20 protein-coding genes are annotated in these 22,923 nt (G+C 58.2%); 1 reads left to right on the top strand and 19 read right to left on the bottom strand.

Translation table 11 applies throughout. The features are described 5' to 3' along the window. Positions 1-17 precede the first annotated feature (17 nt). The 16 genes from glgB to Q1A34_RS13645 all read right to left on the bottom strand — a co-directional run bounded on the left by glgB (position 18) and on the right by Q1A34_RS13645 (position 20,111). Entirely contained in the window at positions 18-2,216 is a 2,199-nt protein-coding gene (gene glgB / locus Q1A34_RS13570) for a 1,4-alpha-glucan branching protein GlgB (RefSeq protein ID WP_300034969.1), read from the bottom strand. A gap of 32 nt (positions 2,217-2,248) precedes the next feature. Continuing rightward, the gene (locus Q1A34_RS13575; protein WP_300034974.1) at positions 2,249-4,666 is read right to left on the bottom strand and encodes a glycogen/starch/alpha-glucan phosphorylase; all 2,418 of its coding nucleotides are present in this window, start codon (positions 4,664-4,666) and stop codon (positions 2,249-2,251) included. Positions 4,667-4,732: 66 nt separating this feature from the next. Continuing rightward, positions 4,733-5,677 carry a carbohydrate kinase gene (locus Q1A34_RS13580; RefSeq protein WP_300034977.1) on the bottom strand — a complete coding sequence of 315 codons (945 nt, stop codon included), beginning with the start codon at positions 5,675-5,677 and terminating at the stop codon, positions 4,733-4,735. Positions 5,678-5,745: 68 nt separating this feature from the next. Further along, positions 5,746-6,387: a bifunctional 4-hydroxy-2-oxoglutarate aldolase/2-dehydro-3-deoxy-phosphogluconate aldolase gene (eda, locus tag Q1A34_RS13585; RefSeq protein ID WP_300036671.1), complete on the bottom strand. Its 642-nt coding sequence runs from the start codon at positions 6,385-6,387 to the stop codon at positions 5,746-5,748. Positions 6,388-6,403: 16 nt separating this feature from the next. Then, on the bottom strand, positions 6,404-8,206 hold the full coding sequence (edd, locus tag Q1A34_RS13590; protein ID WP_300034980.1) for a phosphogluconate dehydratase: 1,803 nt from the start codon (positions 8,204-8,206) through the stop codon (positions 6,404-6,406). 41 nt (positions 8,207-8,247) lie between these two features. Next, positions 8,248-9,255 carry a type I glyceraldehyde-3-phosphate dehydrogenase gene (gene gap, locus Q1A34_RS13595; RefSeq protein ID WP_300034983.1) on the bottom strand — a complete coding sequence of 336 codons (1,008 nt, stop codon included), beginning with the start codon at positions 9,253-9,255 and terminating at the stop codon, positions 8,248-8,250. A gap of 206 nt (positions 9,256-9,461) precedes the next feature. After that, entirely contained in the window at positions 9,462-10,607 is a 1,146-nt protein-coding gene (locus Q1A34_RS13600; protein WP_300034986.1) for an iron-containing alcohol dehydrogenase, read from the bottom strand. Between the two features lie 7 nt (positions 10,608-10,614). Then, positions 10,615-12,102 carry a glycerol kinase GlpK gene (gene glpK / locus Q1A34_RS13605; protein ID WP_300034989.1) on the bottom strand — a complete coding sequence of 496 codons (1,488 nt, stop codon included), beginning with the start codon at positions 12,100-12,102 and terminating at the stop codon, positions 10,615-10,617. A gap of 96 nt (positions 12,103-12,198) precedes the next feature. Continuing rightward, positions 12,199-13,920 carry an ABC transporter substrate-binding protein gene (locus Q1A34_RS13610; RefSeq protein ID WP_300034992.1) on the bottom strand — a complete coding sequence of 574 codons (1,722 nt, stop codon included), beginning with the start codon at positions 13,918-13,920 and terminating at the stop codon, positions 12,199-12,201. A gap of 77 nt (positions 13,921-13,997) precedes the next feature. Continuing rightward, complete coding sequence (locus tag Q1A34_RS13615) at positions 13,998-14,270, bottom strand: DUF2160 domain-containing protein (RefSeq protein WP_300034995.1); 273 nt, start codon at positions 14,268-14,270, stop codon at positions 13,998-14,000. A 12-nt stretch (positions 14,271-14,282) separates the two neighbouring features. Beyond that, positions 14,283-15,059 carry a carbohydrate ABC transporter permease gene (locus Q1A34_RS13620; protein ID WP_300036674.1) on the bottom strand — a complete coding sequence of 259 codons (777 nt, stop codon included), beginning with the start codon at positions 15,057-15,059 and terminating at the stop codon, positions 14,283-14,285. Between the two features lie 101 nt (positions 15,060-15,160). Further along, positions 15,161-16,033: a carbohydrate ABC transporter permease gene (locus Q1A34_RS13625; RefSeq protein ID WP_300034998.1), complete on the bottom strand. Its 873-nt coding sequence runs from the start codon at positions 16,031-16,033 to the stop codon at positions 15,161-15,163. After that, positions 16,033-17,118, bottom strand: coding sequence for an ABC transporter ATP-binding protein (locus Q1A34_RS13630; protein WP_300035001.1), 1,086 nt, complete (start codon positions 17,116-17,118; stop codon positions 16,033-16,035). The genes Q1A34_RS13625 and Q1A34_RS13630 overlap by 1 nt, the downstream gene beginning before the upstream one ends. Next, positions 17,118-18,206 carry an ABC transporter ATP-binding protein gene (locus tag Q1A34_RS13635; RefSeq protein ID WP_300035004.1) on the bottom strand — a complete coding sequence of 363 codons (1,089 nt, stop codon included), beginning with the start codon at positions 18,204-18,206 and terminating at the stop codon, positions 17,118-17,120. Before Q1A34_RS13635 ends, Q1A34_RS13630 begins: the two co-directional genes overlap by 1 nt. Positions 18,207-18,222: 16 nt before the next feature. Then, positions 18,223-19,848: a glycerol-3-phosphate dehydrogenase gene (gene glpD, locus Q1A34_RS13640; protein WP_300035007.1), complete on the bottom strand. Its 1,626-nt coding sequence runs from the start codon at positions 19,846-19,848 to the stop codon at positions 18,223-18,225. 32 nt (positions 19,849-19,880) lie between these two features. Continuing rightward, positions 19,881-20,111: a hypothetical protein gene (locus Q1A34_RS13645; RefSeq protein ID WP_300035010.1), complete on the bottom strand. Its 231-nt coding sequence runs from the start codon at positions 20,109-20,111 to the stop codon at positions 19,881-19,883. Positions 20,112-20,113: 2 nt separating this feature from the next. Here Q1A34_RS13645 and Q1A34_RS13650 point away from each other — a divergent pair, with 2 nt between their 5' ends. Further along, positions 20,114-20,875 carry a DeoR/GlpR family DNA-binding transcription regulator gene (locus Q1A34_RS13650; RefSeq protein WP_300035013.1) on the top strand — a complete coding sequence of 254 codons (762 nt, stop codon included), beginning with the start codon at positions 20,114-20,116 and terminating at the stop codon, positions 20,873-20,875. Here the strand turns inward: Q1A34_RS13650 and Q1A34_RS13655 are convergent, their stop codons facing one another. The 3 genes from Q1A34_RS13655 to Q1A34_RS13665 all read right to left on the bottom strand — a co-directional run bounded on the left by Q1A34_RS13655 (position 20,876) and on the right by Q1A34_RS13665 (position 22,885). Next, entirely contained in the window at positions 20,876-21,664 is a 789-nt protein-coding gene (locus Q1A34_RS13655; protein ID WP_300035016.1) for a creatininase family protein, read from the bottom strand. Positions 21,665-21,761: 97 nt separating this feature from the next. Continuing rightward, positions 21,762-22,340 (bottom strand): hypothetical protein, encoded by a 579-nt coding sequence (locus Q1A34_RS13660; RefSeq protein ID WP_300035019.1) that lies wholly within the window; start codon positions 22,338-22,340, stop codon positions 21,762-21,764. 158 nt (positions 22,341-22,498) lie between these two features. Then, positions 22,499-22,885 (bottom strand): hypothetical protein, encoded by a 387-nt coding sequence (locus Q1A34_RS13665; RefSeq protein WP_300035022.1) that lies wholly within the window; start codon positions 22,883-22,885, stop codon positions 22,499-22,501. Between the last annotated feature and the right edge of the window lie 38 nt (positions 22,886-22,923).

A 22,923-nucleotide genomic window follows, 5' to 3' on the forward strand; every position in this document is an offset into this window, starting at 1 on the left:
CCCTTTTGACCCGTCGCTCAGTCGCGTTCGGGTACAAAAAACAGCGTTGTCAGCGCAGGCAATGTCAGACTGAGCGCATGTGGCCTCCCCGCCACCTCGCGTTCCTGCGTCCGGACACTCCCCATATTTCCATTTCCATCACCACCATACACAGTAGCGTTCGTGTTCAAACGCTCAAGCCACACGCCAGGTTCCGGCACGCCGACAAGATAATTTGTTCTGGTGACAGGTGTCATGTTGGACACCACAAGAACCGGTGGCGTGTCACCCTCTCCCCGGCGCAGCCAGGAAAACACCGATTCCTCGGCATTGTTCTCTTCTATCCACTCAAAACCCTCAGGTGACGCATCGCGCTGATAAAGCGCAGGGCACGCCCGGTAGAGCCCGTTCAGATCCCGTACGAGTGACTGCATACCGTGGTGCTGACTGTGCTCGAGCAGATGCCAGTCCAGACTGCTGTCGTGGTTCCATTCTGTGCCCTGGGCAAACTCGCCGCCCATAAAGAGCAGCTTTTTACCCGGGTGCCCCCACATAAAGCCGTAATACGCCCGCAGATTGGCAAACTTTTCGTCGCCATTTCCCGGCATTTTGTCGAGCAATGAACCCTTGCCATGCACCACTTCGTCATGGCTCAGCGGCAGCACGAAATTCTCGGAAAATGCGTAGTGCAGCCCGAAAGTCATCTTGGAATGATGGTATTTGCGGTGAATGGGGTCCTCGGCCATATAGCTGAGCGTGTCATTCATCCAGCCCATGTTCCACTTGAAGCCAAAGCCCAGACCGCCCTGGTCGGCCGGCGCGCTGACACCAGGAAAGGCGGTGGATTCCTCGGCCACCGTCATGATCCCGGGCACCTCGCCATAGGCCTGAATGTTCATGTTCTGCAAAAAGCTGATGGCCTCATAATTTTCCCGGCCACCGTCTTTGTTCGGCACCCATTCGCCTTCTTTGCGCGAATAATCCCGGTAAAGCATTGACGCCACGGCATCCACGCGAAGCCCGTCAACATGATGCTCCTGGAGCCAGTAAAGCGCATTGGCCGTCAGATAATTGCTGACCTCGGCCCGGCCGTAGTTGAACACAAGCGTGTTCCAGTCCGGGTGAAACCCTTCTTTGCGGTCCGCGTGTTCATAAAGATGCGTGCCGTCAAACTGCCCCAGCCCATGTGCATCCTCGGGAAAGTGCCCTGGCACCCAGTCCAGGATCAGCCCCAGACCGGCAGCATGACAGGCTTCGACAAATGCGCGGAATTCGTCTGCCGTGCCATGGCGGATCGTCGGCGCATAGAGCCCGACAGGCTGATATCCCCATGATCCGTCAAACGGAAACTCTGAGACAGGCATCAGCTCAATGTGGGTGAACCCCAGGTCACTCGCATAGCTGACAAGCTGCTCGGCATGCTCGCGGTAGCTCAGGGGCCGGTTGCCGTCTTCAGGCACCCGACGCCAGGATCCCAGATGCACCTCGTAGACAGAAACGGGTTTGTCATGCCGCTGCAGGTCAGCCCGTGACGACATCCAGTCTGCATCAGACCAGTCATACCCACGGATGCTGCGCACAACCGAACCCGTGCGCGGTGGATGTTCAGCGCCAAAGCCAAAGGGGTCTGCCTTTTGTGGCAGCGGATTGCCACCGGCATCCAGAATTTCATACTTGTAGACAGCACCATCGCCTGCGCCGGGCACAAAAATCTCCCAGACACCGGTCGCGCCACGGCGGCGCATCGCATGGCGTCGCCCATCCCAGAGGTTAAAGTCGCCGACAACTGAAACCCGCAAAGCGTTGGGCGCCCAGACCGCAAAATGCGTACCCGCGACGCCCTCGTGAATCATCACATGAGCCCCCAGAATACGCCAGAGCTGCCGGTGTGACCCCTCGTTGATCAGGTGCTCATCCATGTCACCGATCACAGGTCCGAACCGGTACGCATCTTCCTCTGTCCAGGTGTGGCCGTTTCCAGTCACGCGGTACCTGTAGGCAAAGGGCTTTTTGCGCCGTGTGGCAACTCCTTCGAACAGGCCCGGAGTATCCTTGACGGGAGACAGGCTGACGATCCGTCTGCCCGTTTTGATATCGACCGCTTCGATCGCTTCTGCGCCCGGAATAAAGGCGCGCAGCACAAAGCGGCCGTCGACTTGCTGCAGGCCCAGAACCGAAAACGGATCGCCATGGCGTCCGGCCGCAATATCATGTCTGTCACTATCTGGCAGGGTCAATGATCCAGCTCCTTTCGGAAAGTATTGCGCAATCAGGCAACGTCGCGGCGCTGACCACCTCCAGCGCTGAGAGAACGGACGTTCCAGATATCACGGGCGTATCCATTGATCGTGCGGTCAGACGAGAACCAGCCGACACGCGCGGTATTCAGTGCGGCCAGACGCGTCCAGGCACGTCTGTCGCGGAATGCCGCGTCAACGTTGCGCTGCGTGCTGTAGTAGCTGTCGAAATCACAGGTCACGAGGAAATAGTCGTGGTTCATAAGCCCATCCACCAGACCGGCGTAGCGGTTTTTGTCAGCGCCCGAAAAGGCACCGCTGCGGATCTGCTCCAGTACACGCTTAAGCCGTGGGCTGGCAGCAACTGCCTGCGCGGCATAGCCTGGCACCAAACGGCGCTCGGCCACCTGGGCTGCGGTCAGGCCGAAAAGAAAGAAGTTTTCCGCCCCCACACATTCGCGGATCTCCACATTTGCGCCATCCAGCGTACCGATGGTCGGCGCGCCGTTCAGGGCAAATTTCATGTTGCCCGTGCCAGAGGCCTCTTTCCCGGCTGTCGATATCTGCTCGCTCAGGTCCGTGGCAGGAATAAGCAGTTCGGCCATCGAGACGTTGTAGTTTTCCGGATAAACCACCTGCAACAGGTCGCGCGTAACCGGATCATTGTTGATCACAGTGGCCACGTCATTGATCAGGTGAATGATTTCCTTTGCCACCACGTAACCGGGGGCCGCCTTGCCACCGAAGATTTTGACGCGCGGCGTCCAGTCCGCAGACGGATTGTCCCGGATATCATTCCACAATGCCACGGTTTCCAGCAGGTTCATCAGCTGGCGTTTGTATTCGTGTATACGCTTGATCTGCACATCGAACATGGCGTCGGTATTCAGGGTGACGCCGTCCCTGTCGTGCAACCAGGCCGCAAGACGGGATTTGTTTGCATCCTTTGCCTGCTGAAAACGGTCCAGAAACGCATTGTCGTCCAGATGTGCGTTCAGACCCTGTAACTGCTCCAGATCGTCCGGCCAGCCGGTGCCGATTGTATTGTTGATCAGGTTCCGCAGCGGTGCGTTGCAGGAATACAACCAGCGCCGCGGGGTGATGCCGTTGGTCTGGTTGATGATACGCCCCGGATAGGCGGCGTTCAGATCAGCAAAAACGGTTTCCTTGACCAGATCAGAGTGCAGCGCGGAAACGCCATTGACCCGGTGTGCCATAACAAAGGCAAGTTCACCCATTTTGACCTCACCATGCTCAAAGATCCGCACGGTGTCTCCGGCTTCGGCAAAATGTGCAGCTTCGATCAGCTGAATGATGCGGTGATGTCTGGGCAGGACACGGGCAAACAGGTCCTCGGGCCAGCGCTCAAGCGCTTCTGGTAAAAGCGTGTGGTTGGTATAAGCGAGGCAGTTTCTTGCCGTTCTAATCGCTTTCGATACCTCGAAGCCGTGCATATCGACAAGGATGCGCACCAGTTCCGGCCCTGCGATTGCGGGGTGTGTATCATTCAGCTGGATGGCCACATGATCGGCAAGCGCTTCCAGATCGCCCTCTTCACTCAGATAGCGGCGGATAAGGTCCTGCAGGGAAGCCGAGGTAAAGAAGTACTCCTGCTTGAGGCGCAGCTCCTTGCCAATCTCTGTCGTATCGTCCGGATAAAGCACCCGGCTGATCGTGCGTGCGAGCGCCTCGGGCGCGCTGGCTGCCAGGTAGTCGCCCCGATTAAAGCTCTCGAGATCGAAGTTGATATCAGGCCGTGCGGCCCAGAGCCTCAGCGTATTGGCCCAGCTGGCTTTCCAGCCGACCACCGGTGTATCATAGGCCGAAGCAATAACCGTCTCGCCAGGGTGCCAGACCGTTTTGCCTGCCTCGGTTGTGACCCGCCCGCCAAAGTGAATGGGATAGGTCACTTCCGGACGCTCGAACTCCCAGACATGGCGCTGTTCGAGCCATGTTTCGGCTGTTTCGATCTGGCGTCCTTTGTCGAAATGCTGCTCGAACAGGCCGTGTTCATAGCGGATACCATAGCCATATGCGGGGATGCCCAGTGTCGCCAGCGAGTCCATGAAACAGGCCGCCAGACGCCCCAGCCCGCCGTTGCCCAGTGCGGCATCAGGCTCATCGGCAACGACAGCCGCATAGTCCTGGCCCAGTTCGGCCATTGCCGCAGCAGCAGTCTCTTCCATTTGCAGATTGACGGCGACGTCTTCGATCAGACGGCCCATCAGAAATTCCATCGACAGGTAATAGACACGCTTTCCCCGCGCCTCATACGTGCGGCGAGTGCTTTCGAACCACGGGTCTACAACCATGTCGCGCAGGGCCAGTGACATGGCGACACGCCAGTCATAGCGTGACGCGTGCGGGGCATCTTTGCCCAGTGATGTTTTAAGATGGCTCAGAACGGCGGCGCTGAACTCGGAAACGGAAGGAATGCTCTGATCGGGCATAATATCTCTTTACTGTTATCTGGGCCGCATAAGCCCGTGTATCTGGAGCGTGACCCTAAAGCGAAGTCACGCCGGGTCCAAGGCGGAAAGCTCATGCGCCCAGGGCGGGTTCGCCCCGGCACGTGACACGGTGATGGCCGCGACCTCTGCGCCACGGCTCAGTGCGGCGCGCATATCCACCTCTGTAATCTTTGAAATTCCTGCGCGGTTCAGCAGCCCGCGGGCGTTCAGGGCTTCAAGCACGCCCGCATTGAACGTATCCCCTGCCCCCACGGTATCGGCCACCTGGACCTTGCGGGCAGCGACGTCCACGTGACTGCCATCCGCAACCCATGCCGATGCGCCCTCGCCACCGCGCGTGACAATGACCACAGAAGGGCCTTTTTGCTGGATGGCCTGCGCTTTTTCACCGATTGGTCCGGGCCCGGGCAGGATCCATTCCAGATCCTCATCCGAAACCTTCAAAACGTCTGTACGCGCAATCATCTTGTCCAGACGGGCCCTGTAGCGGGCCTCGTCGCGGATAAATCCAGCGCGGATGTTTGGGTCCATAACGATGGCGCGGCGGTCCGCCTCGCGCAGCGCAAGGCCTGCATAAAAGTCAGCGCAGGGTTCGCTGATCAGGCTGATACCCCCGAAATACAGCGTTTCCACATTATCTGGCAACGCGGGCAGGTTGTCGGGTGACAGGCTGCGTCCGGCGGTGTTTTCGTCATAAAAAGTGTAGGTTGCGTGGCCGTTTGTCAGGCGCACAAAGGCCAGCGTTGTTGGCAGATCGGACAGAACAGACTGGCTGAAATCCACGTCGCTTTCCGACAAAGCAGTCCCAAGAACTTCGCCGAAAAGATCCCGCGAGAGCCCGGTCAGAAACCCGGGCTTCACGCCCAGCCGACCGAGCGCGATTGCCGTATTGAAAACCGCGCCCCCTGCGTGTGGCACAAATCCGGTATCACCGCCGGTTGTGGGCGACGGGATCATGTCAATGAGTGCTTCTCCGCAACACAAAATCATATCGGTATCCGAATTCCTGTTCTGACTGTTATTCAGACCGCAGGGGCCTGCGTCAATCCTGGTGCGGCTCAGCGACCCAGCGCAGAGGCCTCACTGGCCAGCGCTTCAATCCCCGCCCAGTCACCTGCGGCGACCTTGTCAGAGGGTGCGACCCAGCTGCCGCCTGCGCAGATAACATTTGGCAGTGAAAGATAATCCATTGCGTTTGACGGGCTGACACCGCCTGTCGGACAAAAGGATATCTGCGGCAGTGGAGCGCCGATTGCCTTGAGGGCAGGCGCGCCGCCCGAGGCCTCGGCAGGGAAAAACTTCAGCACATCATAGCCGCGCTCCAGCATCCGCATGGCTTCTGAGGCTGTCGCAGCCCCGGCAAGCAACGGCAGTTCGTGCTCTTCGCAGGCGGCAATCAGCGCGTCCGTCGCGCCCGGTGACACGCCAAAGGTGGCGCCTGCAGCCTTGGCCGCGACCACGTCCCGGGGGGTGACAAGCGTCCCTGCACCGACAACACCGCCGGGCACCTGCGCCATTGCTGCGATAGCATCCAGTGCTGCGGGCGTGCGGAGTGTGACCTCAAGCGCAGGCAGACCGCCTGCGACCAGGGCTTCGGCCAGTGGCAGCGCTGTTGATGCGTCCTTTACGACCAGCACGGGCACAATCGGTGCCAGACCACAGATTTCACGGGCTCGCAGGCTTGCTTGTTCAGGAGTCATCATCGTTTCAGGTCCTTTAAAAAAACACGCAGGCGCCGGTGTCGGCGGTGCCGACTTCGCGACGGAAATTACGGAATAACTCTCGCCCCAGGCCGAACGCGTTACCGGACAGGTCAGCGGTTGCCGGCTCTCTGTCCATCACGTTTTCGGTCAGAATATCCAGGGTTCCGGCAACCGCATCCACCCGCACAATATCGCCATCCTGCAGTTTGCAGATGGCACCGCCATCCAGTGCTTCCGGGCTGACATGAATAGCCGCCGGGACAGAGCCTGAAGCGCCCGACATACGGCCGTCAGTTACCAGCGCCACGTTCAGACCCCTGGCCTGCAGGTTCTTGAGCAGCGGTGTCAGACTGTGGAGTTCCGGCATACCGTTGGCTTTTGGCCCCTGAAAACGGACGACAACCACAGTGTCGGCTGTAATCTCCTGCGCCCGGCAGGCCGCCTTGACGGCTTCCTGATCGCTGAACACGCGCACAGGTGCCTCGATGATCTGATGTTCCGGCTTGACCGCAGAAACTTTCATCACCGCGTTGCCCAGAGAACCCGAAAGGCGTTTGAGGCCTCCGGTCGCCTGGAACGGGTCGGCGGCGGGTCGCACGATTTTTTCGTTCAGGCTTTTTGTTGTGCCCGCTTCCCAGACGGCCTTGCCGTCGCGCAGCTTGGGTTCCTGGGTGTAAAGCTCAAGCCCGCCGCCCGCGACTGTCGTCGTGTCGGCATGTACCAGCCCTGCCCCCAGCAACTCGTGGATCATATACCCCAGACCGCCTGCGGCATGAAAATGGTTCACGTCCGCAAGACCGTTGGGGTAAACACGCGCCAGCAGTGGCGTCACTTCTGAAATCTCAGAGAAATCGGCCCAGTCCAGGATAATCCCACCTGCCCGCGCCATGGCGACCAGATGAATGAGCAGATTTGTCGACCCACCTGTCGCATTCAGCCCGACGATTCCGTTCACAAAGGCCTTTTCGTCCAGCACATCGCAGACAGGTGTATAGTCATTGCCAAGATCGGACATCGCCAGTGCACGGCGGGCGCCCTCTTTGGTCAGCGCGTCACGCAGACCGGTGTTGGGTGTCACAAAACTTGTGCCCGGCAGGTGCAGCCCCATGAACTCCATAAGCATCTGGTTGGTGTTTGCCGTGCCGTAAAAAGTGCAGGTGCCGGGGCCGTGATACGCCCCCATTTCCGCCTTCATAAGCTCTTCGCGCCCGACTTCTCCGGCGGCAAATTTTTGACGAACCTGGCTTTTCTCTTCGTTTGACAGCCCCGACGTCATCGGGCCCGCAGGCAGGAATATCGTCGGCACATGACCAAAGGTCTGTGCGGCGATCACCAGCCCGGGAACGATCTTGTCGCAGACGCCGAGATAGACGGCGGCGTCAAATGTGTTGTGGCTCATGGCAACGGCCGTCGCCATTGCGATCACATCGCGCGAAAAAAGGCTGAGCTCCATACCGGGCTCACCCTGGGTGACGCCATCACACATCGCAGGCACACCACCTGCCACCTGTGCCGTGCCCCCGGCTTCGCGGGCGGCATCGCGGATAAGTTCGGGATACCGCTCAAAAGGTTGATGTGCAGACAGCATATCGTTGTAAGTCGTAACGATCCCGAGGTTGCCTGCGGATTTATGCGCCAGAGCGTCCTGATCCGCACCGGCACCCGCATAGGCATGCGCCTGGCCAGAGCAGCTCAGATGTGCCCGGGCAGGCCCCTTGGTGCGCGCTGCCTGCATTCGTTTCAGATAATCACCGCGCGGGCCCTCGCTGCGGGCGATAATACGATCAGTGACGCGTGCAATTGTATCGTTCAACATCATCAACCCTCCTCAGAGAAGGTAAGTTTCCGGTTTGCGCCTCAGACTTTGGACAACTGCGCCAGTTTACGGCCGGTATCGATCATGCGGTTCGCAAAACCCCATTCGTTGTCATACCAGCTGACAACCCGGACAAGCCCGTCTGCCGTGACGCTGGTCTGCGCGGGAGCAAAAGTCGAGGAATGCGGGTCGTGGTTAAAATCGATGGAGACCAGCGGATCGGCCTCATATCCCAGAATACCCTTGAGCGGGCCCTCTGCGGCGGCTTTCATCGCAGCATTGATCTCGTCTTTTGTCGCCGTTTTTTCCGGCACAAACGTCAGATCCACCAGCGATACGTTGGCGGTCGGCACGCGCACGGCAGAGCCTTCGAGGCGGCCTTCAAGGTGTGGAAGTACAAGCGAGATCGCCTTTGCCGCCCCTGTTGATGTCGGCACCATCGACAGTGCCGCAGCACGTCCGCGGTAGGGATCTTTGTGCGCAGAATCGTGGGACGGCTGGTCGCCTGTGTAGGCGTGGATCGTTGTCATGTAGCCGGTTTTGATACCGATCAGCTGATCAAGAACCAGGGCCACAGGTGCCAGACAGTTCGTTGTGCAGGACGCATTCGAGATAATGATATCGTCCTTTGTCATGTCCTTGTCGTTCACGCCAAAAACGACCGTGCGGTCAACGTCTGTCCCAGGCGCGGAAATCAGCACACGACGCGATCCGTTTTTCAGGTGTGCTTCGGCCGCAGAGCGTTTCGTGAAAAACCCGGTGCATTCCATCGCGACGTCCACACCGCTCCAGGGCAGCTCTTCGGGGTTGCGGATGGCCGTGACCTGAATGCTCTTGCCATTCACCACCAGCGCGTCCCCCTGGACGGATACCTCACCGGGAAAGCGGCCATGCACGGAATCGTATTTCAGCAGGTGCGCAAGGGTTTCCGGTGAGGACAGATCATTGATCGCTGTTACCTCAACATCTGAAACACCGTTTTCTGTGATTGCACGCAGCACACCCCGGCCGATCCGGCCAAATCCGTTAATTGCGACTGTATTCGACATGGTCTTCCTCCTGAAAGATACGGTCTGCAGGCGCTGCAGGCGGCGCCGCTGTCTGTTAGCGCTAACGACCACATAACGGCGGAAAACGCAATGGCTGAATCAGGCAACAGTTGCCTGGAGGGTGCGTCATAACTGCGCGCCTACCGAACACCCTTAAACATAGGCCATGCTGTGCAATTGAACAGAATTACACAACCAGCGGTTCGTCAGAGCACGGATTCCATAATGCTGATCAGTGTCTTTTCGGGCAATTCACACGGGTTGGCCTTCATCGAGGATGCTGTTGCAGCCTCGGCTGCGATCGCCCCAAGGTCAGAGTTTTCCCGCGTCCACTGGCCCAGCCGGGGAATCTCCCAGCTGTCGAGAAGAGGCGTAAGCTGCGAAAATACATCGCTTTTCAGGCCGAAAGCCTGCCCCACGGCCTGCTCAACCATATCAAAACGTGACAGATCTGCGCCCATCCGCGCCAGACAGGCGCGGTTTTCCGTCAGCACCGGCCCGAGCAGACGCCCGCAGATCAACCCGTGTGGCGCACCAAGACGACCACCCAATACACCTGCAAGTCCGTGAACCGCTCCCAGCCCCGCATTGGCCAGCGCCAGACCGCCGGACAGGCTGCAAAAAGCCATCTCATCGCGGGCTTCCGGATCCTCACCCCGCTCCAGCTTTGCGAGTGCCTGAAGCCCTGAGGGAATCGCTGCAACGCACAATGCATCCGTCAGCGGGTTCGCCCGGTTGCACAGATAGGGCTCAATCACCTGGGTGACCGCGTCAAGCCCTGCAGCAAGCGTCACAAAACGCGGAGAGCCGTCTGTCAGCGCGGGATCAATAATTGCGACGTCGGGCAACATGCGGTCGTCGCGCAGGCTGACCTTGCGCCCGGCCTCCGGCACCGCAATGACAGCGTTCTTTGTGACTTCAGCGCCCGTGCCCGATGTGGTTGGCAACGCGACAAACGGCAGCGGCGATGCCGCAAGTGGCAGGCCATGGCCCACGCCTTCGAGATGGTCAGGCACGTCGCTCTGGCCAGGGATGAGAGCTGCGGCGGCCTTTCCAAGATCAACAACGGCACCGCCGCCGACAGCAACAACCACATCGCAGGCGGCGGACCGGCCCGCAGAAATGGCCTCCTGCACCATAGTTACTGTCGGCTCTGTGCTGCAGATACATTCCGTGACATCCGCGCCTGACTGGCGCAGACCCGCGGCCAGCTCATCCGCAAAAGAGACCGAACGCCCCCGAACCAGCAAAACACGTGACCCGAAAGACAGGACGGCGTCGCCTGCGGACGTTGCGCTGCCACGGCCAAATACAATGCGGCCGGATGTCAGGAAGCTGAACGATTGCAGCATCAGTCCGTCAATATGCCAGTGTCGATTCTACCGCGCGCTTCCAGTCGCCGTATTTTGCGCTTCTCTGGTCCTCTGCCATCTGCGGGTCAAACGTGCGTTCCAGTCGCCAGCTTTCCGAAAATCCGGCCATGTCCGGATAGATGCCCGCCCGCTGACCGGCGAGCCAGGCAGCGCCCAGTGCAGTTGTTTCCAGCACTTCGGGCCGGTCAACAGATGCACCGATAATGTCGGACAGGAACTGCATCGCCCAGTCAGACGCAGACATCCCACCATCCACACGCAGGGTCGCACCCGCCCCCTCGCCCTGCCAGTCAGCCTGCATCGCCTCCAGCAGATCGCGGGTCTGGTATCCGACACTCTCCAGTGCCGCGCGCGCAAACTCCTCAGGGCCTGAGTTCCGGGTCAGACCATAAATCGCGCCGCGGCATTCCGCGTGCCAGTATGGTGCGCCGAGGCCGACAAACGCGGGCACAAGAACGATATTCTGGTTCGGGTCGGCTTTTTCTGCCAGCGGCTGGGTTTCAGCAGCGTCACGGATGATCTTCAGCCCGTCCCGCAGCCACTGGACGACCGCACCAGCCACAAAGATCGACCCTTCCAGCGCATATGTCGGTTTGTCGTCAAACTGATAGGCGATCGTTGTCAGCAACCGGTTGTTGGAGGTCACAGCTGTCTCGCCGGTGTTCAGCAGCGCAAAACACCCCGTGCCATAAGTGGATTTCAGCATGCCAGGCTCAAAGCAGGCCTGGCCGATGGTCGCAGCCTGCTGGTCACCCGCCACACCCAGGATCGGCACCGGACGTCCAAAGAGATCGGGCCGGGTCATGCCAAAATCTGCAGCACAGTCTTTGACCTCCGGCAGCATGTTCATGGGGATATCAAAGAGCTCGCAGATCGTGGTGCTCCAGCGGCCCTTGTGAATGTCGTAAAGCGATGTGCGTGCGGCATTTGTGGCGTCGGTCACGTGCGCCGTGCCGCCGGTCAGCTTCCAGATCAGAAAGCAATCCACAGTGCCAAAGAGCAGCTCACCCCGGCTCGCCCGGTCGCGCGCGCCCTCGACGTTATCGAGGATCCATTTCAGCTTGGTCGCCGAAAAGTAAGGGTCTGCCAGCAAACCGGTCCGCGCCCTGATCATCTTGTCGTGCCCGGCCTCGCGCAACGCGCGACAGTAATCCGCCGTGCGGCGGTCCTGCCAGACAATTGCATTATACACCGGCTTGCCGGTCTCTTTGTCCCAGACAACAACAGTTTCGCGCTGATTTGTGATGCCAATGGCGGCAATTTCGTTCGGGCCCAGCCCCGCTTTTTCGATTGCCGCCCGGCAGGTGCCTGCCGTTGTGGACCACAAATCGCCCGGGTCGTGCTCGACCCAGCCGCTGTCGGGGAAGTGCTGCGGAAACTCTTCCTGCGCGGATGCGGTGATTTTCATGTCAGCGTCAAACACGATAGCGCGCGACGATGTGGTTCCCTGATCGATGGCAAGAATATGGGTCATGGGTCCCCCGGGCATCTGATGTTAATTTCGGGCGGGATTAACCCGCAAAAAAGGCCGGGGCGCAAGTCAGCGCACCCCGGCCTTATTTTCAGTGATTTACTGCCAGGACTTGATCAGCTCGTCGTAGCTGACTGTCATTGGCTCTTCGTCCTCGTTCTCCAGCTTGGCATAGGGCGCGCCTGGCTGTGCAAACCAGTACTCTGCATCCTGCTCTTCGTTCAGAACAGGACCCAAATCGCCCTGGACGCCTGCACGCTCAAGACGCTGGAGCACACGCTCCTGATCTTCGCACAGAGCATCAAGTGCTTCCTGAGGTGTTTTGGCACCCGACATTGCGTCGCCGATGTTCTGCCACCACAGCTGGGCCAGCTTTGGATAGTCAGGTACGTTTGTCCCCGTGGGCGACCATGCCACACGCGCAGGCGAGCGGTAGAATTCGACGAGGCCACCCAGCTTGTCGGCACGGTCGGTGAAGTGCTGGCTGTCGATGGTGGATTCACGGATGAACGTGAGACCAACGTCAGACTTCTTCAGATCGACCGTTTTGGAGACCACGAACTGGGCATAGAGCCATGCGGCCTTTGCACGGTCCACAGGTGTGGATTCCATCAGTGTCCAGCTGCCTGCGTCCTGGTAGCCGATCTTCTGGCCTTCTTTCCAGTAGACACCGTGCGGGCTGGGCGCCATGCGCCACTTGGGCGTGCCGTCCTCGTTCATCACGGGCAGACCGGGCTCGACAGTTGCCGCGGTAAAGGCCGTGTACCAGAACATCTGCTGGGCGACGTTACCCTGCGCCGGGATCGGACCCGCTTCGCCGAATGTCATACCGGCAGCGGCTGGTGGCGAGTACTTTTGCAGCCATTCAATAGCCTTGGTCACGGCGTAAACAGCAGCGGGCGAGTTGGTCGCACCACCACGGGCCACACAGGAACCTGTCGGCTGGGAGTTCTCGTTGACACGGATACCCCATTCATCGACCGGCAGACCGTTTGGCTCGCCCACGTCGCCCATGCCCGCCATGGACATCCACGCGTCAGTGTAGCGCCAGCCGAGCGACGGGTCTTTTTTGCCGTAGTCCATGTTGCCAAAGACTTCGCCTTCAACACCCATATGGCTCAGGTTACGGCCCGTGAAGAACTCAGCGATGTCCTCATAGGCTGTCCAGTTGACCGGAACACCAAGGTCGTAGCCATAGGCGGCTTTGAAGTCGGCCTTGTTCTTTTCGTCGTTGAACCAGTCATAGCGGAACCAGTAGAGGTTCGCGAACTGCTGTGTGGGCAGCTGGTAGAGTTTACCATCCGGACCGGTTGTAAATGACGTCCCGATGAAGTCATCAACGTCCAGAGACGAGAGGGTCACGTCAGCGCCCTCGCCTGCCATCCAGTCGGTCAGGTTGCGCACCTGCTGGTAGCGCCAGTGCGTGCCGATGAGATCGGAGTCGTTGACATAGGCGTCATAAATGTTTTCGCCCGACTGCATCTGCGTCTGCAGCTTTTCGACAACGTCACCTTCGCCGATCAGGTCGTGCGTGACCTTGATACCGGTGATGGCTGTGAACGCCGGTGCAAGAACCTGGCTTTCATACTCGTGCGTTGTGATCGTCTCGGAGACCACCTTGATCTCCATACCCTGGAACGGTGCGGCAGCATCAACAAAGAACTGCATCTCCGCTTCCTGTGCGGCACGGTCCAGCACGGACAGGCCGGCAATCTCGTTGTCGAGAAACGCTTTTGCAGCCTCCATGTCGGCCCACGCCGGCATTGCCATACACGCGACCATCGCGCCCACAGCTGTGGTTGATTTCAGTGAAAAGTTCATTCTGGCCCTCCCTTAGACTCTTTGAACTGTATGTACGGCCGCCCGGAACACTGCCCGGACGCACCATTCTTCCTGTCTCAGACCCAGCGGAAAACCACCGCGGCCCAGACAAGGCACGCCAGCAGCGCATAGGGCTGCGGTGCGACCTCAAGACCCAGCCAGATCAGATTGATAAAGGCCGAGCCCAACAGCGTGATGAACAGACGGTCACCGCGCGTTGTTTCAATGCGGAGAATGCCGACGCGCGGCGTCTCCGGATACTTGATTGCAAGTATCGTGAAGGTGATCAGCAGGCAGGCGATCACGCCGAAGAAAATTGCCGTCGGTACGGTCCATGCCATCCAGGCCATTGTTTTCCCCCCTTATACCCGCCCGAGGGCAAAGCCCTTGGCGATGTAGTTGCGCACGAAATAGATCACCAAAGCCCCCGGCACGATGGTCAGGACACCCGCCGCGGCCAGCACACCCCAGTCGATGCCCGCAGCCCCCTGTGTTCGCGTCATGATGGCAGCAATCGGCTTGGCGTCAACCGTTGTGAGAGTTCTGCTGAGCAGCAATTCCACCCAGGAGAACATGAAGCAGAAGAACGCCGCGACACCGATGCCGCTGGCAATAAGGGGCGTGAAAATTCTGATGAAGAAACGTGGGAAGGAATACCCGTCCAGGTATGCCGTCTCATCGATTTCTTTGGGCACACCACGCATGAAACCCTCCAGGATCCAAACGGCGAGCGGCACGTTGAACAGACAATGCGCCAGCGCCACGGCAATATGCGTGTCGAACAAGCCCACGCTGGAATACAACTGAAAGAACGGCAGTGCGAAAACCGCCGGTGGTGCCATCCGGTTTGTCAGCAGCCAGAAAAACAGGTGCTTGTCGCCCATAAAGCTGTAGCGGCTGAAGGCATAGGCCGCGGGCAAGGCCACTGCGAGGCTTATGACAGTATTCATCACCACGTAAATCAGAGAGTTCACATAGCCGATGTACCAGCTCTCGTCCGTGAGGATCTTGACGTAGTTTTCCAGCGTCAGATCACGCGGAAAGAGCGAGAACTCCCCCAGAATTTCCGTATTGGTCTTGAGGCTCATGTTGAGCAGCCAGTAGATCGGCAGCATCAGAAAGAGCAGATACAGCCCCATGACGATGGCAGACCGGTTGATCCGCGGCTCCCTTCGCCGGGCCACCTTTACGGACGATCCAACGACTGCGCCCGACGGCGCCTGAACGGTTGTATCAGTCATCAGACGCCATCCCTTTTGTCGAGGTTTGTCATGACCGTGTAGAACACCCAGGAGATCAGCAGGATCACAAGGAAGTACATGATCGAGAAGGCAGCGGCTGGTCCGAGATCAAACTGTCCCAGAGCCATTTTCACAAGGTCGATGGACAGGAACGTCGTTGCGTTGCCTGGACCACCACCTGTAACCACGAAGGGTTCGGTATAGATCATGAAACTGTCCATGAACCGCAGCAGAATCGCGATCATCAGAACACCGGCCATTTTGGGCAATTCGATGTAGCGGAAGACTTTCCAGCGGCTTGCCTGATCGATTTTTGCAGCCTGATAGTAGGCGTCCGGGATCGACTGCAGCCCGGCATAGGCCAGCAGAGCCACAAGCGATGTCCAGTGCCAAACATCCATGACGATAACGGTTACCCAGGCGGCAAAGATGTCCTGTGTGTAGTTGTAAGAAACACCCATTTTATCAAGCGTGTAGCCCAACAGGCCAATGTCGACACGGCCAAAAATCTGCCAGATCGTGCCAACAACATTCCACGGAATAAGCAGTGGCAGCGACATCACAACCAGGCAAAACGATGCCCAGAAGCCGCTCTTGGGCATGTTGAGCGCCACATAGATACCCAGCGGGATTTCGATCGCCAGAATGATGCCCGAGAACATCAGCTGCCGCCACAGAGCTTCCCACATACGTTCTTCGGCCAGCATAACCTCGAACCATTCAAGCCCTGCCCAGAAGAACTCATTGTTGCCGAACGTGTCCTGAACCGAGTAATTGACCACTGTCATCAGTGGGATGACCGCCGAAAAGGCGACCAGAACCAGCACTGGCAGTACGAGAAACCATGCTTTCTGATTGACTGTCTTGTTCATCAGGCCGCCTCCCCCTGTGGTGCAATCCGCCAGTCATCGGCGTACACATTGATACCTTTGGGATCGAAAGTGATGCGGGCCATATCGGCAGAAAAGTCATCACCTTCTCCCGCGATTGCACTGATCCGGTTGCCATCCACATCCAGCCGCACGATTTTATGACGCCCGACATCTTCCACCCGCGTGATGCGGGCTGGCAAACCGCTTTCGGCATGCCCGATGCGGATAAACTCGGGGCGAACGCCAACCTGCAGACGCCCACCTGACGGCGCATAGGCTGCGCCCAGCGGAACGCGTGTCCCCGCAATCCGGGCCGTATGGCCGTCAATCTCGGCATCAAAGAGGTTCATACCCGGCGAGCCGATGAAATACCCGACAAAGGTGTGTGCAGGGCGTTCAAAGAGCTCCTGCGGTGTGCCGATCTGCACAACGCGTCCGTCATACATGACCACCACCTTGTCGGCGAAAGTCAACGCCTCGGTCTGGTCGTGCGTGACGTAAATCATGGTGTGTCCGAACTCATGGTGCAGCGATTTCAGCTGCGTTCTGAGTTCCCATTTCATATGCGGATCGATCACTGTCAGCGGCTCGTCAAAGAGCAGGGCGTTAACATCCTCACGCACCATGCCGCGTCCGAGCGATATTTTCTGTTTAGCGTCCGCGGTCAGACCACGCGCCTTGCGATCCAGCTCGGCCTCCATACCAATCATCTGAGCGATCTGGTTGACACGTTGCGCGACATAAGAGGCGTCCTCTCCACGATTACGCAGCGGGAAAGCCAGGTTGTCGCGCACTGTCATCGTGTCATAAACGACCGGAAACTGGAAAACCTGAGCAATATTGCGCTCTGCAGTCGGCGCCTCTGTGACATCCTGATCATTAAAGAGGATCCGGCCCTGGCTTGGATGCAGCAAACCGGAAATAATGTTCAGCAGGGTCGACTTTCCGCACCCCGAAGCGCCCAGCAGGGCATAGGCCTCGCCGTCAACCCAGTCGTGGTTCAACTCCTTGAGCGCAAAATCATCCTCTGACTTTGGATTGGGCAGGTAAGAATGCGCCAGATTATCAAGCGTGATTTTCGCCATTATGCCGCCTCCGCATAGGGGGCTGCGGATACCAGCGCACCGTCTTTTGCAAACAGATAGACATGTGCCGGGTCCAGATAGACCGACAGGTCCTGACCAGGCTGCAGGCTGTGCACACCATGAACGAGCCCGACCCATCGCGCGCCATGGTGATCCAGATGCACAAATGTTTCAGAGCCGGTGATCTCTGTGACGCTCAGCTTTGTATCAAACCGCATCGTCCCCGCCACGTGCGGCGCGAGCTCGAGGTGATTTGGCCGAAATCCGGCAGTGTATTCGCCGTCTGCAAGGCCAGCCGCACCCGCTGGTACCGGGGTTGTCTGATCCGAGCCAAACTTCAGTTCGTGCCCGCGCTTGTTCACAGTCAGGAAATTCATGGGCGGATCGGAAAAAACCCGTGCAGTTGTTGCGTTGACGGGCCGGCGATAAACCGAAGGTGTCAGACCGAACTGCGTGACCCGCCCCTCCCACAAGGCCGCGGTGTTTCCACCAAGCAGCAGCGCTTCTTCGGGTTCTGTGGTTGCGTAGACAAAGATCGATCCGGATTCTTCAAAAATGCGGGGAATCTCCGCGCGCAGTTCCTCGCGCAGCTTATAATCAAGGTTGGCCAGCGGCTCATCCAACAGCACAAGTCCTGCGTTTTTCACCAGTGCGCGGGCAAGGGCACAGCGCTGCTGCTGTCCACCGGAAAGCTCCAGCGGCTTTCGTTTCAGCATCGGTGTCAGCTGCATCAGCTCAGCGGTTTCCCGGACGCGCGCATCGATTTCCTTGCGGGATTGCCCCAGCAGCCGCATGGGAGATGCGATGTTATCATATACTGTCATCGACGGATAATTGATGAACTGCTGATACACCATGGCCACTTTGCGGTCCTGGACACGCACACCGGTAACGTCGTCACCATTCCAGATAACACGCCCCGTCGCCGGCACATCCAGCCCGGCCATCAGCCGCATCAGGGTTGTTTTGCCCGAAAGCGTTGGCCCAAGAAGCACATTCATTGTGCCTCTCTGCAATTCAAGATCAGTCGGATGGATATGAGTATCCGCACCGACAGTTTTCGACACTCCCTCAAGTACCAGGGTCATGTCATCCTCCCCCCGTTTATTCTGCGGCCTCCGGCTGCAGAGAAGGCCATTCCGATCGCATAAATGCGTCCAGATCAGCCACTTCATCGTCGTTGAGCCTGAGCCCCAGTTTGTTCCTGCGCCAGACGACATCCTCGGCAGTGCGCGCGTATTCACGTGTCATCAGCCAGCGCACCTCACGCTCGGTCAGTGTCGCGCCGAAAGACCTGCCCAGTCCAGCTTCATCTGCAACATCGCCCAGAACATTCCAGCTGTCCGTGCCATATGCGCGGACCAGACGACGGGCCCAGAAGTCGGACAGAAACGGATAATCCTCGAGCAGACGCGTCACCAGTGTATCAAATCCACCCACAGCAAAATCGCCACCTGGTAAGGGCACACCCGCCGTCCAGTGACCTGAAGTACCGGCAAAAAACGGCACGATCTTCTCCATCGCGTCTTCAGCCAGCTTTCGGTAGGTGGTGATCTTGCCGCCGAACACGTTCAGGATCGGCGCGCCTCCGGTGTCATCAACTTTGAGCGTATAGTCGCGGGTTGCTGCGGTCGCGCTGCTCGCACCATCGTCATAAAGCGGCCGCACGCCGGAATAGCTCCAGACCACATCATCCGCCTTTATATCTTTTTTAAGATACTGATTTACAAAATTAATCAGGTAGTCCCGCTCTTCGACGGAACACTCCGGACGCTTGTCAGGGTCTGCATGTTCCGCATCCGTAGTGCCGATCAGCGTAAAATCGGTTTCATACGGGATTGCAAAGATGATACGGCCATCAGTGCCCTGGAAAAAATAGCATTTGTCGTGATCGTAGAGCCGTTTCGTCACGATATGACTGCCGCGCACCAGACGAACCCCTTCCGAGGAATTGATCCTGACTTTCTGCTGAATGATGTCGCCAACCCATGGGCCGCCTGCGTTCACAAGCAGTTTTGCAGACTGCGTTTTCTGCTCTCCGCTCAGTGTGTCCTCGGTCACGATCTCCCAGACTTCGCCGACGCGGGATGCAGAAACGACCTTCGTGCGCACCATTATGTCGGCACCACGGTTTTCCGCATCCCGGGCGTTCAGAACAACAAGCCGGGAATCCTCGATCCAGCAATCGGAATACTCATAGGCTTTTTGAAACCGATCCTCGATCGGTGCGCCCTCGGCTGTGCCACTCAGCGAAAGCGTTGTGGTCGCGGGCAGAATTTTGCGCCCCCCGAGACTGTCATAAAGAAACAGACCGAACCGTATCAGCCAGGCAGGTCGGCGCCCTTTCATCCATGGCATAACCGTGTTGAGAATACGCGATGTGGGGGTGCTGCCCTCAAACCGCATTTCCGGGTGGTACGGCAGGACGAAACGCATCGGCCAGCTGATATGAGGCATCGCCCGCAACAGTGTCTCCCGCTCGGCGAGCGCATGCCGAACCAGGCGGACTTCAAAATATTCAAGATAGCGCAGACCGCCGTGAAAAAGCTTGGTAGATGCAGAGGACGTGGCAGAGGCAAGATCGTTCATCTCAGCCAAAGCGACGCTCAGACCCCGGCCCGCCGCGTCCCGCGCGATGCCGCAGCCATTAATCCCGCCGCCGATGACAAAAACATCGTAAACTGACTTGTCTGCTTCCGACAAAAGTCCCTCCCGGTTCTCCGAAATCACCCTGAAAGGCGTACCTCAGTGAATGTGCGTTTTCAAGTTAATATTTTCGCTTTTGTTCGTTTTTGCATTTTCGAACTGGGAAATCCAGCGCCCGATCCACGGCAAAAGCAAACTGAAATCGCAGCGCGTTGAATCCAATAAATAAATTGCTTCTGCCAGGTATCAGCGATCAGGCCAGAAACAACCCGAAAACCCCGGATCCAGTGTTCACCATTGATAACAGGCACATTGTCGACCACAATTGACGCTGTAGGAGGCAGCATTCATGTCCCAGACTTTCAGGCACCCCGACATCCTTGATATTGCAAGGCGGGAGGGAAAAGTAACGGTGGAGCAACTGGCCGCTCACTTTGGCGTCACGCTGCAGACGATCCGTCGGGATCTTACCGAGCTGGCAGAAGCGAACAAACTCGAACGTGTGCATGGTGGCGCGATTTTACCGTCCGGTACTACGAACATCGGGTACGACGAGCGTCGCAATCTCAATGAGACGGCAAAGCTGTCTATCGCAAAGGCCTGCGCTGAACATATACCAGAGGGGTGTTCGATTTTTCTCAACATCGGCACCAGCACAGAGGCCGTCGCGCGGCAGTTATTGCGGCACCGGGATCTGATGGTCGTCACAAACAATATGAACGTCGCAAACATCCTCGTCGAGAACCCGGACTGCCAGGTGATCGTGACCGGCGGCACAGTAAGACGTGCGGACGGTGGACTGGTCGGAAACATTACCATCGACACGATCCGCCAGTTCAAATTTGATATCGCCGTGATCGGTTGCTCTGCGATGGACACCGATGGCGATCTGCTCGATTTCGACACCCAGGAAGTCGGCGTCAGCCAGACCATTATTTCACAATCGCGCAAAGCCTTCCTGGTTGCTGACCATTCCAAATTCGCACGAACCGCGCCCGCGCGTATTGCATCAATGCGATCGCTTGCAACCATTTTCACAGACAAGCCATTGCCCGACGACCTGGCCCGCAGGTGCCGCTCGTGGGATACCGGGGTTTTCGTGGCCGGGTGATTACCCGGCGCGGCCCACAGTCGGCGGCACTGCCATCTTTTCCAGTCCACGCAGCATCTGAATAAACCCCCGCACCTGGTGGTGGGCAGTCGTCCGCCCTTTCTGCGCGCTCGCAAGGTGGGCTTCGCCTGTGACGCCATCAGGGTTCAGATCGGATGCGACCCAACCATAGGCGACCGGCCCGACCGGCGATATCTCAGACGTTTCTGCCGACGATCGGAAGTCGCGGGCGGCTTCCATGTCCACTGTTTCGGGGCGGAAGGCCAGCATCAGTGACGTCTCAACATCCCCCCCGTGCAATCCGTGAGCCAGCTCATGTTCTGAATACAGCCCGTCCGGAAACCCAAAGGCACCCCATTGACACCGGACGGCCAGCATTCCCGCATCAATCCGCAACCGGCGTACCAGCACAGAGAGCAGATCAGAATTCCCGCCATGACTGTTCACAAATACGATTTTCCGTATCCCCGTTGCGGCGACGGACAAAGCAATATCTGACCACAGGGCAAGAGCGGTCTCGGCGCTGAGAGTGATAGTGCCAGCAACAGCCGCATGTTCATCAGATTTTCCAACGGCCTGAACAGGGAGAATACAGATGTCAGGTCCGGTGGTGTTCTGGCGCCGCAGCTCCTCAAGCATCCCCTCGGCAATCATGCTGTCCGTTCCCGTCGGCAGGTGCGGGCCGTGTTGCTCAATGGCGGCAACTGGCACAATCGCTATCGTGCGCGCAGGGTCAGCTTTCTGAAAGTCACCGGCACGCATCGCGACCCAGTCCAGCGTTTGCCCCATCACACGTTCCTTTTCTTGCGGGAAAACATCATCGGGACGGTTCCATGTAATGGGGCGCAGCACAAGTCAGGCTTGTTTTGCCGCGGTGATTGCCTTTTCAGCCGGATCTGCAGACCATGGCCTGCAGGTGTTCTTTGTGATCCGGGCCGACGATAGCCCAGACTTCTGTTTCCGCGTTTTTGTGATGGACCACAGAAACGTCACCTTCGAGGCCGCCGCTCCACATGACGGTTCCGGGAGTATCCGTGTCCCAGGTGTGTGTCGCACTCCAGTGCCGGAAAACGGCCAGCCGCCGGGCCGTTTCGAGATCGCCCAGGATCTGCTCTTCTTCACCCTGGCGGCATTTTATTGTTGAGGTCGCGATATCCGACAACAACAAAAGAATGTCTGTATCGTCTCCTTCAGGCTTGCAGAAAGCTTCCGCCAGTTCGTCGGCAGAAATGCCTTCGGCGTTTTCAAAATTGGCGCCTTCAGGACGCTCAGCCGTTACGTCAATCGTCAGAGCATCCTTGCACAGAGACCGGATTGTTTCGCACAAAGCCTTGGCATCATTCGTTGTTGGCCTGCTGTGCGCCGCTTCCGACGTCAGCTGGTCAGAGGCCTCGATTGCTTCGAAAAGTCTTCTGTTTCCTGCAGAAACTTTGATCCACGCGCCTGTGTCACTGGTAAACCGCAAATGTCGATGGAGGATAGTTTCCCCGATTTCGCGAACTACAGCTTCCCATGCGCTGCCTGCCTCTCCTTTGAAAATCCGCCTCCCGGAAGGACCGTTTTCAGATGGGCCGGATGCCAAAAGTGTCAGCGCGGCATTCAATCTGCTGGTGTTATTGCCACTCATGCATCCACACCTGTCTCGGTCAAAACTGTGCGGGCCGCATTGACCAGACCATCAATATCACAGCCTTCTTCGCACAGGAAACAAAGCGCTTCCTCGCCCAATACCGGGGAGCGTACGTGGCAGGCAGTTTTGTCATGGAAACGTGACACAGCATACCAGGCGCCTGCAACAGTCTGTCCATGACCTCGTGCATTGAAGACGTCAGGCATATCAGGCGCGAAACATCTTCCTCCATCGCGGCACAGTGCGTCAAAGGTTTCCTGGCCAACGCGTTCGGTCGTGCTGGAAACCAGAACCATCCCTGTAGACAGATCAGCAAAAACCGCGATTGCACAGCCGGGAAAACGGGCTCGCAGATCATTCAGCCTTGCACTCATCGTCATTTTTTTCACCAATGTATGACGGTTTCACCGGTCCGGTT

This window comes from uncultured Roseobacter sp., assembly GCF_947491795.1.
GTDB lineage: Bacteria > Pseudomonadota > Alphaproteobacteria > Rhodobacterales > Rhodobacteraceae > Roseobacter.

Coding starts and splice junctions, on each gene's coding strand:
- Q1A34_RS13655 (WP_300035016.1), bottom strand. CDS start 21,664: ATGGGGCAAACGCTGGACTGGGTCGCGATGCGTGCCGGTGACTTTCAG.
- Q1A34_RS13575 (WP_300034974.1), bottom strand. CDS start 4,666: ATGCCCGATCAGAGCATTCCTTCCGTTTCCGAGTTCAGCGCCGCCGTT.
- Q1A34_RS13635 (WP_300035004.1), bottom strand. CDS start 18,206: ATGACCCTGGTACTTGAGGGAGTGTCGAAAACTGTCGGTGCGGATACT.
- Q1A34_RS13620 (WP_300036674.1), bottom strand. CDS start 15,059: ATGGGGCTGTATCTGCTCTTTCTGATGCTGCCGATCTACTGGCTGCTC.
- Q1A34_RS13650 (WP_300035013.1), top strand. CDS start 20,114: ATGTCCCAGACTTTCAGGCACCCCGACATCCTTGATATTGCAAGGCGG.
- Q1A34_RS13580 (WP_300034977.1), bottom strand. CDS start 5,677: ATGATTTTGTGTTGCGGAGAAGCACTCATTGACATGATCCCGTCGCCC.
- Q1A34_RS13610 (WP_300034992.1), bottom strand. CDS start 13,920: ATGAACTTTTCACTGAAATCAACCACAGCTGTGGGCGCGATGGTCGCG.
- gap (WP_300034983.1), bottom strand. CDS start 9,255: ATGTCGAATACAGTCGCAATTAACGGATTTGGCCGGATCGGCCGGGGT.
- Q1A34_RS13665 (WP_300035022.1), bottom strand. CDS start 22,885: ATGACGATGAGTGCAAGGCTGAATGATCTGCGAGCCCGTTTTCCCGGC.
- glpK (WP_300034989.1), bottom strand. CDS start 12,102: ATGACCCATATTCTTGCCATCGATCAGGGAACCACATCGTCGCGCGCT.
- Q1A34_RS13615 (WP_300034995.1), bottom strand. CDS start 14,270: ATGGCCTGGATGGCATGGACCGTACCGACGGCAATTTTCTTCGGCGTG.
- Q1A34_RS13630 (WP_300035001.1), bottom strand. CDS start 17,118: ATGGCGAAAATCACGCTTGATAATCTGGCGCATTCTTACCTGCCCAAT.
- Q1A34_RS13600 (WP_300034986.1), bottom strand. CDS start 10,607: ATGCTGCAATCGTTCAGCTTCCTGACATCCGGCCGCATTGTATTTGGC.
- Q1A34_RS13645 (WP_300035010.1), bottom strand. CDS start 20,111: ATGCTGCCTCCTACAGCGTCAATTGTGGTCGACAATGTGCCTGTTATC.
- eda (WP_300036671.1), bottom strand. CDS start 6,387: ATGACTCCTGAACAAGCAAGCCTGCGAGCCCGTGAAATCTGTGGTCTG.
- edd (WP_300034980.1), bottom strand. CDS start 8,206: ATGTTGAACGATACAATTGCACGCGTCACTGATCGTATTATCGCCCGC.
- Q1A34_RS13625 (WP_300034998.1), bottom strand. CDS start 16,033: ATGAACAAGACAGTCAATCAGAAAGCATGGTTTCTCGTACTGCCAGTG.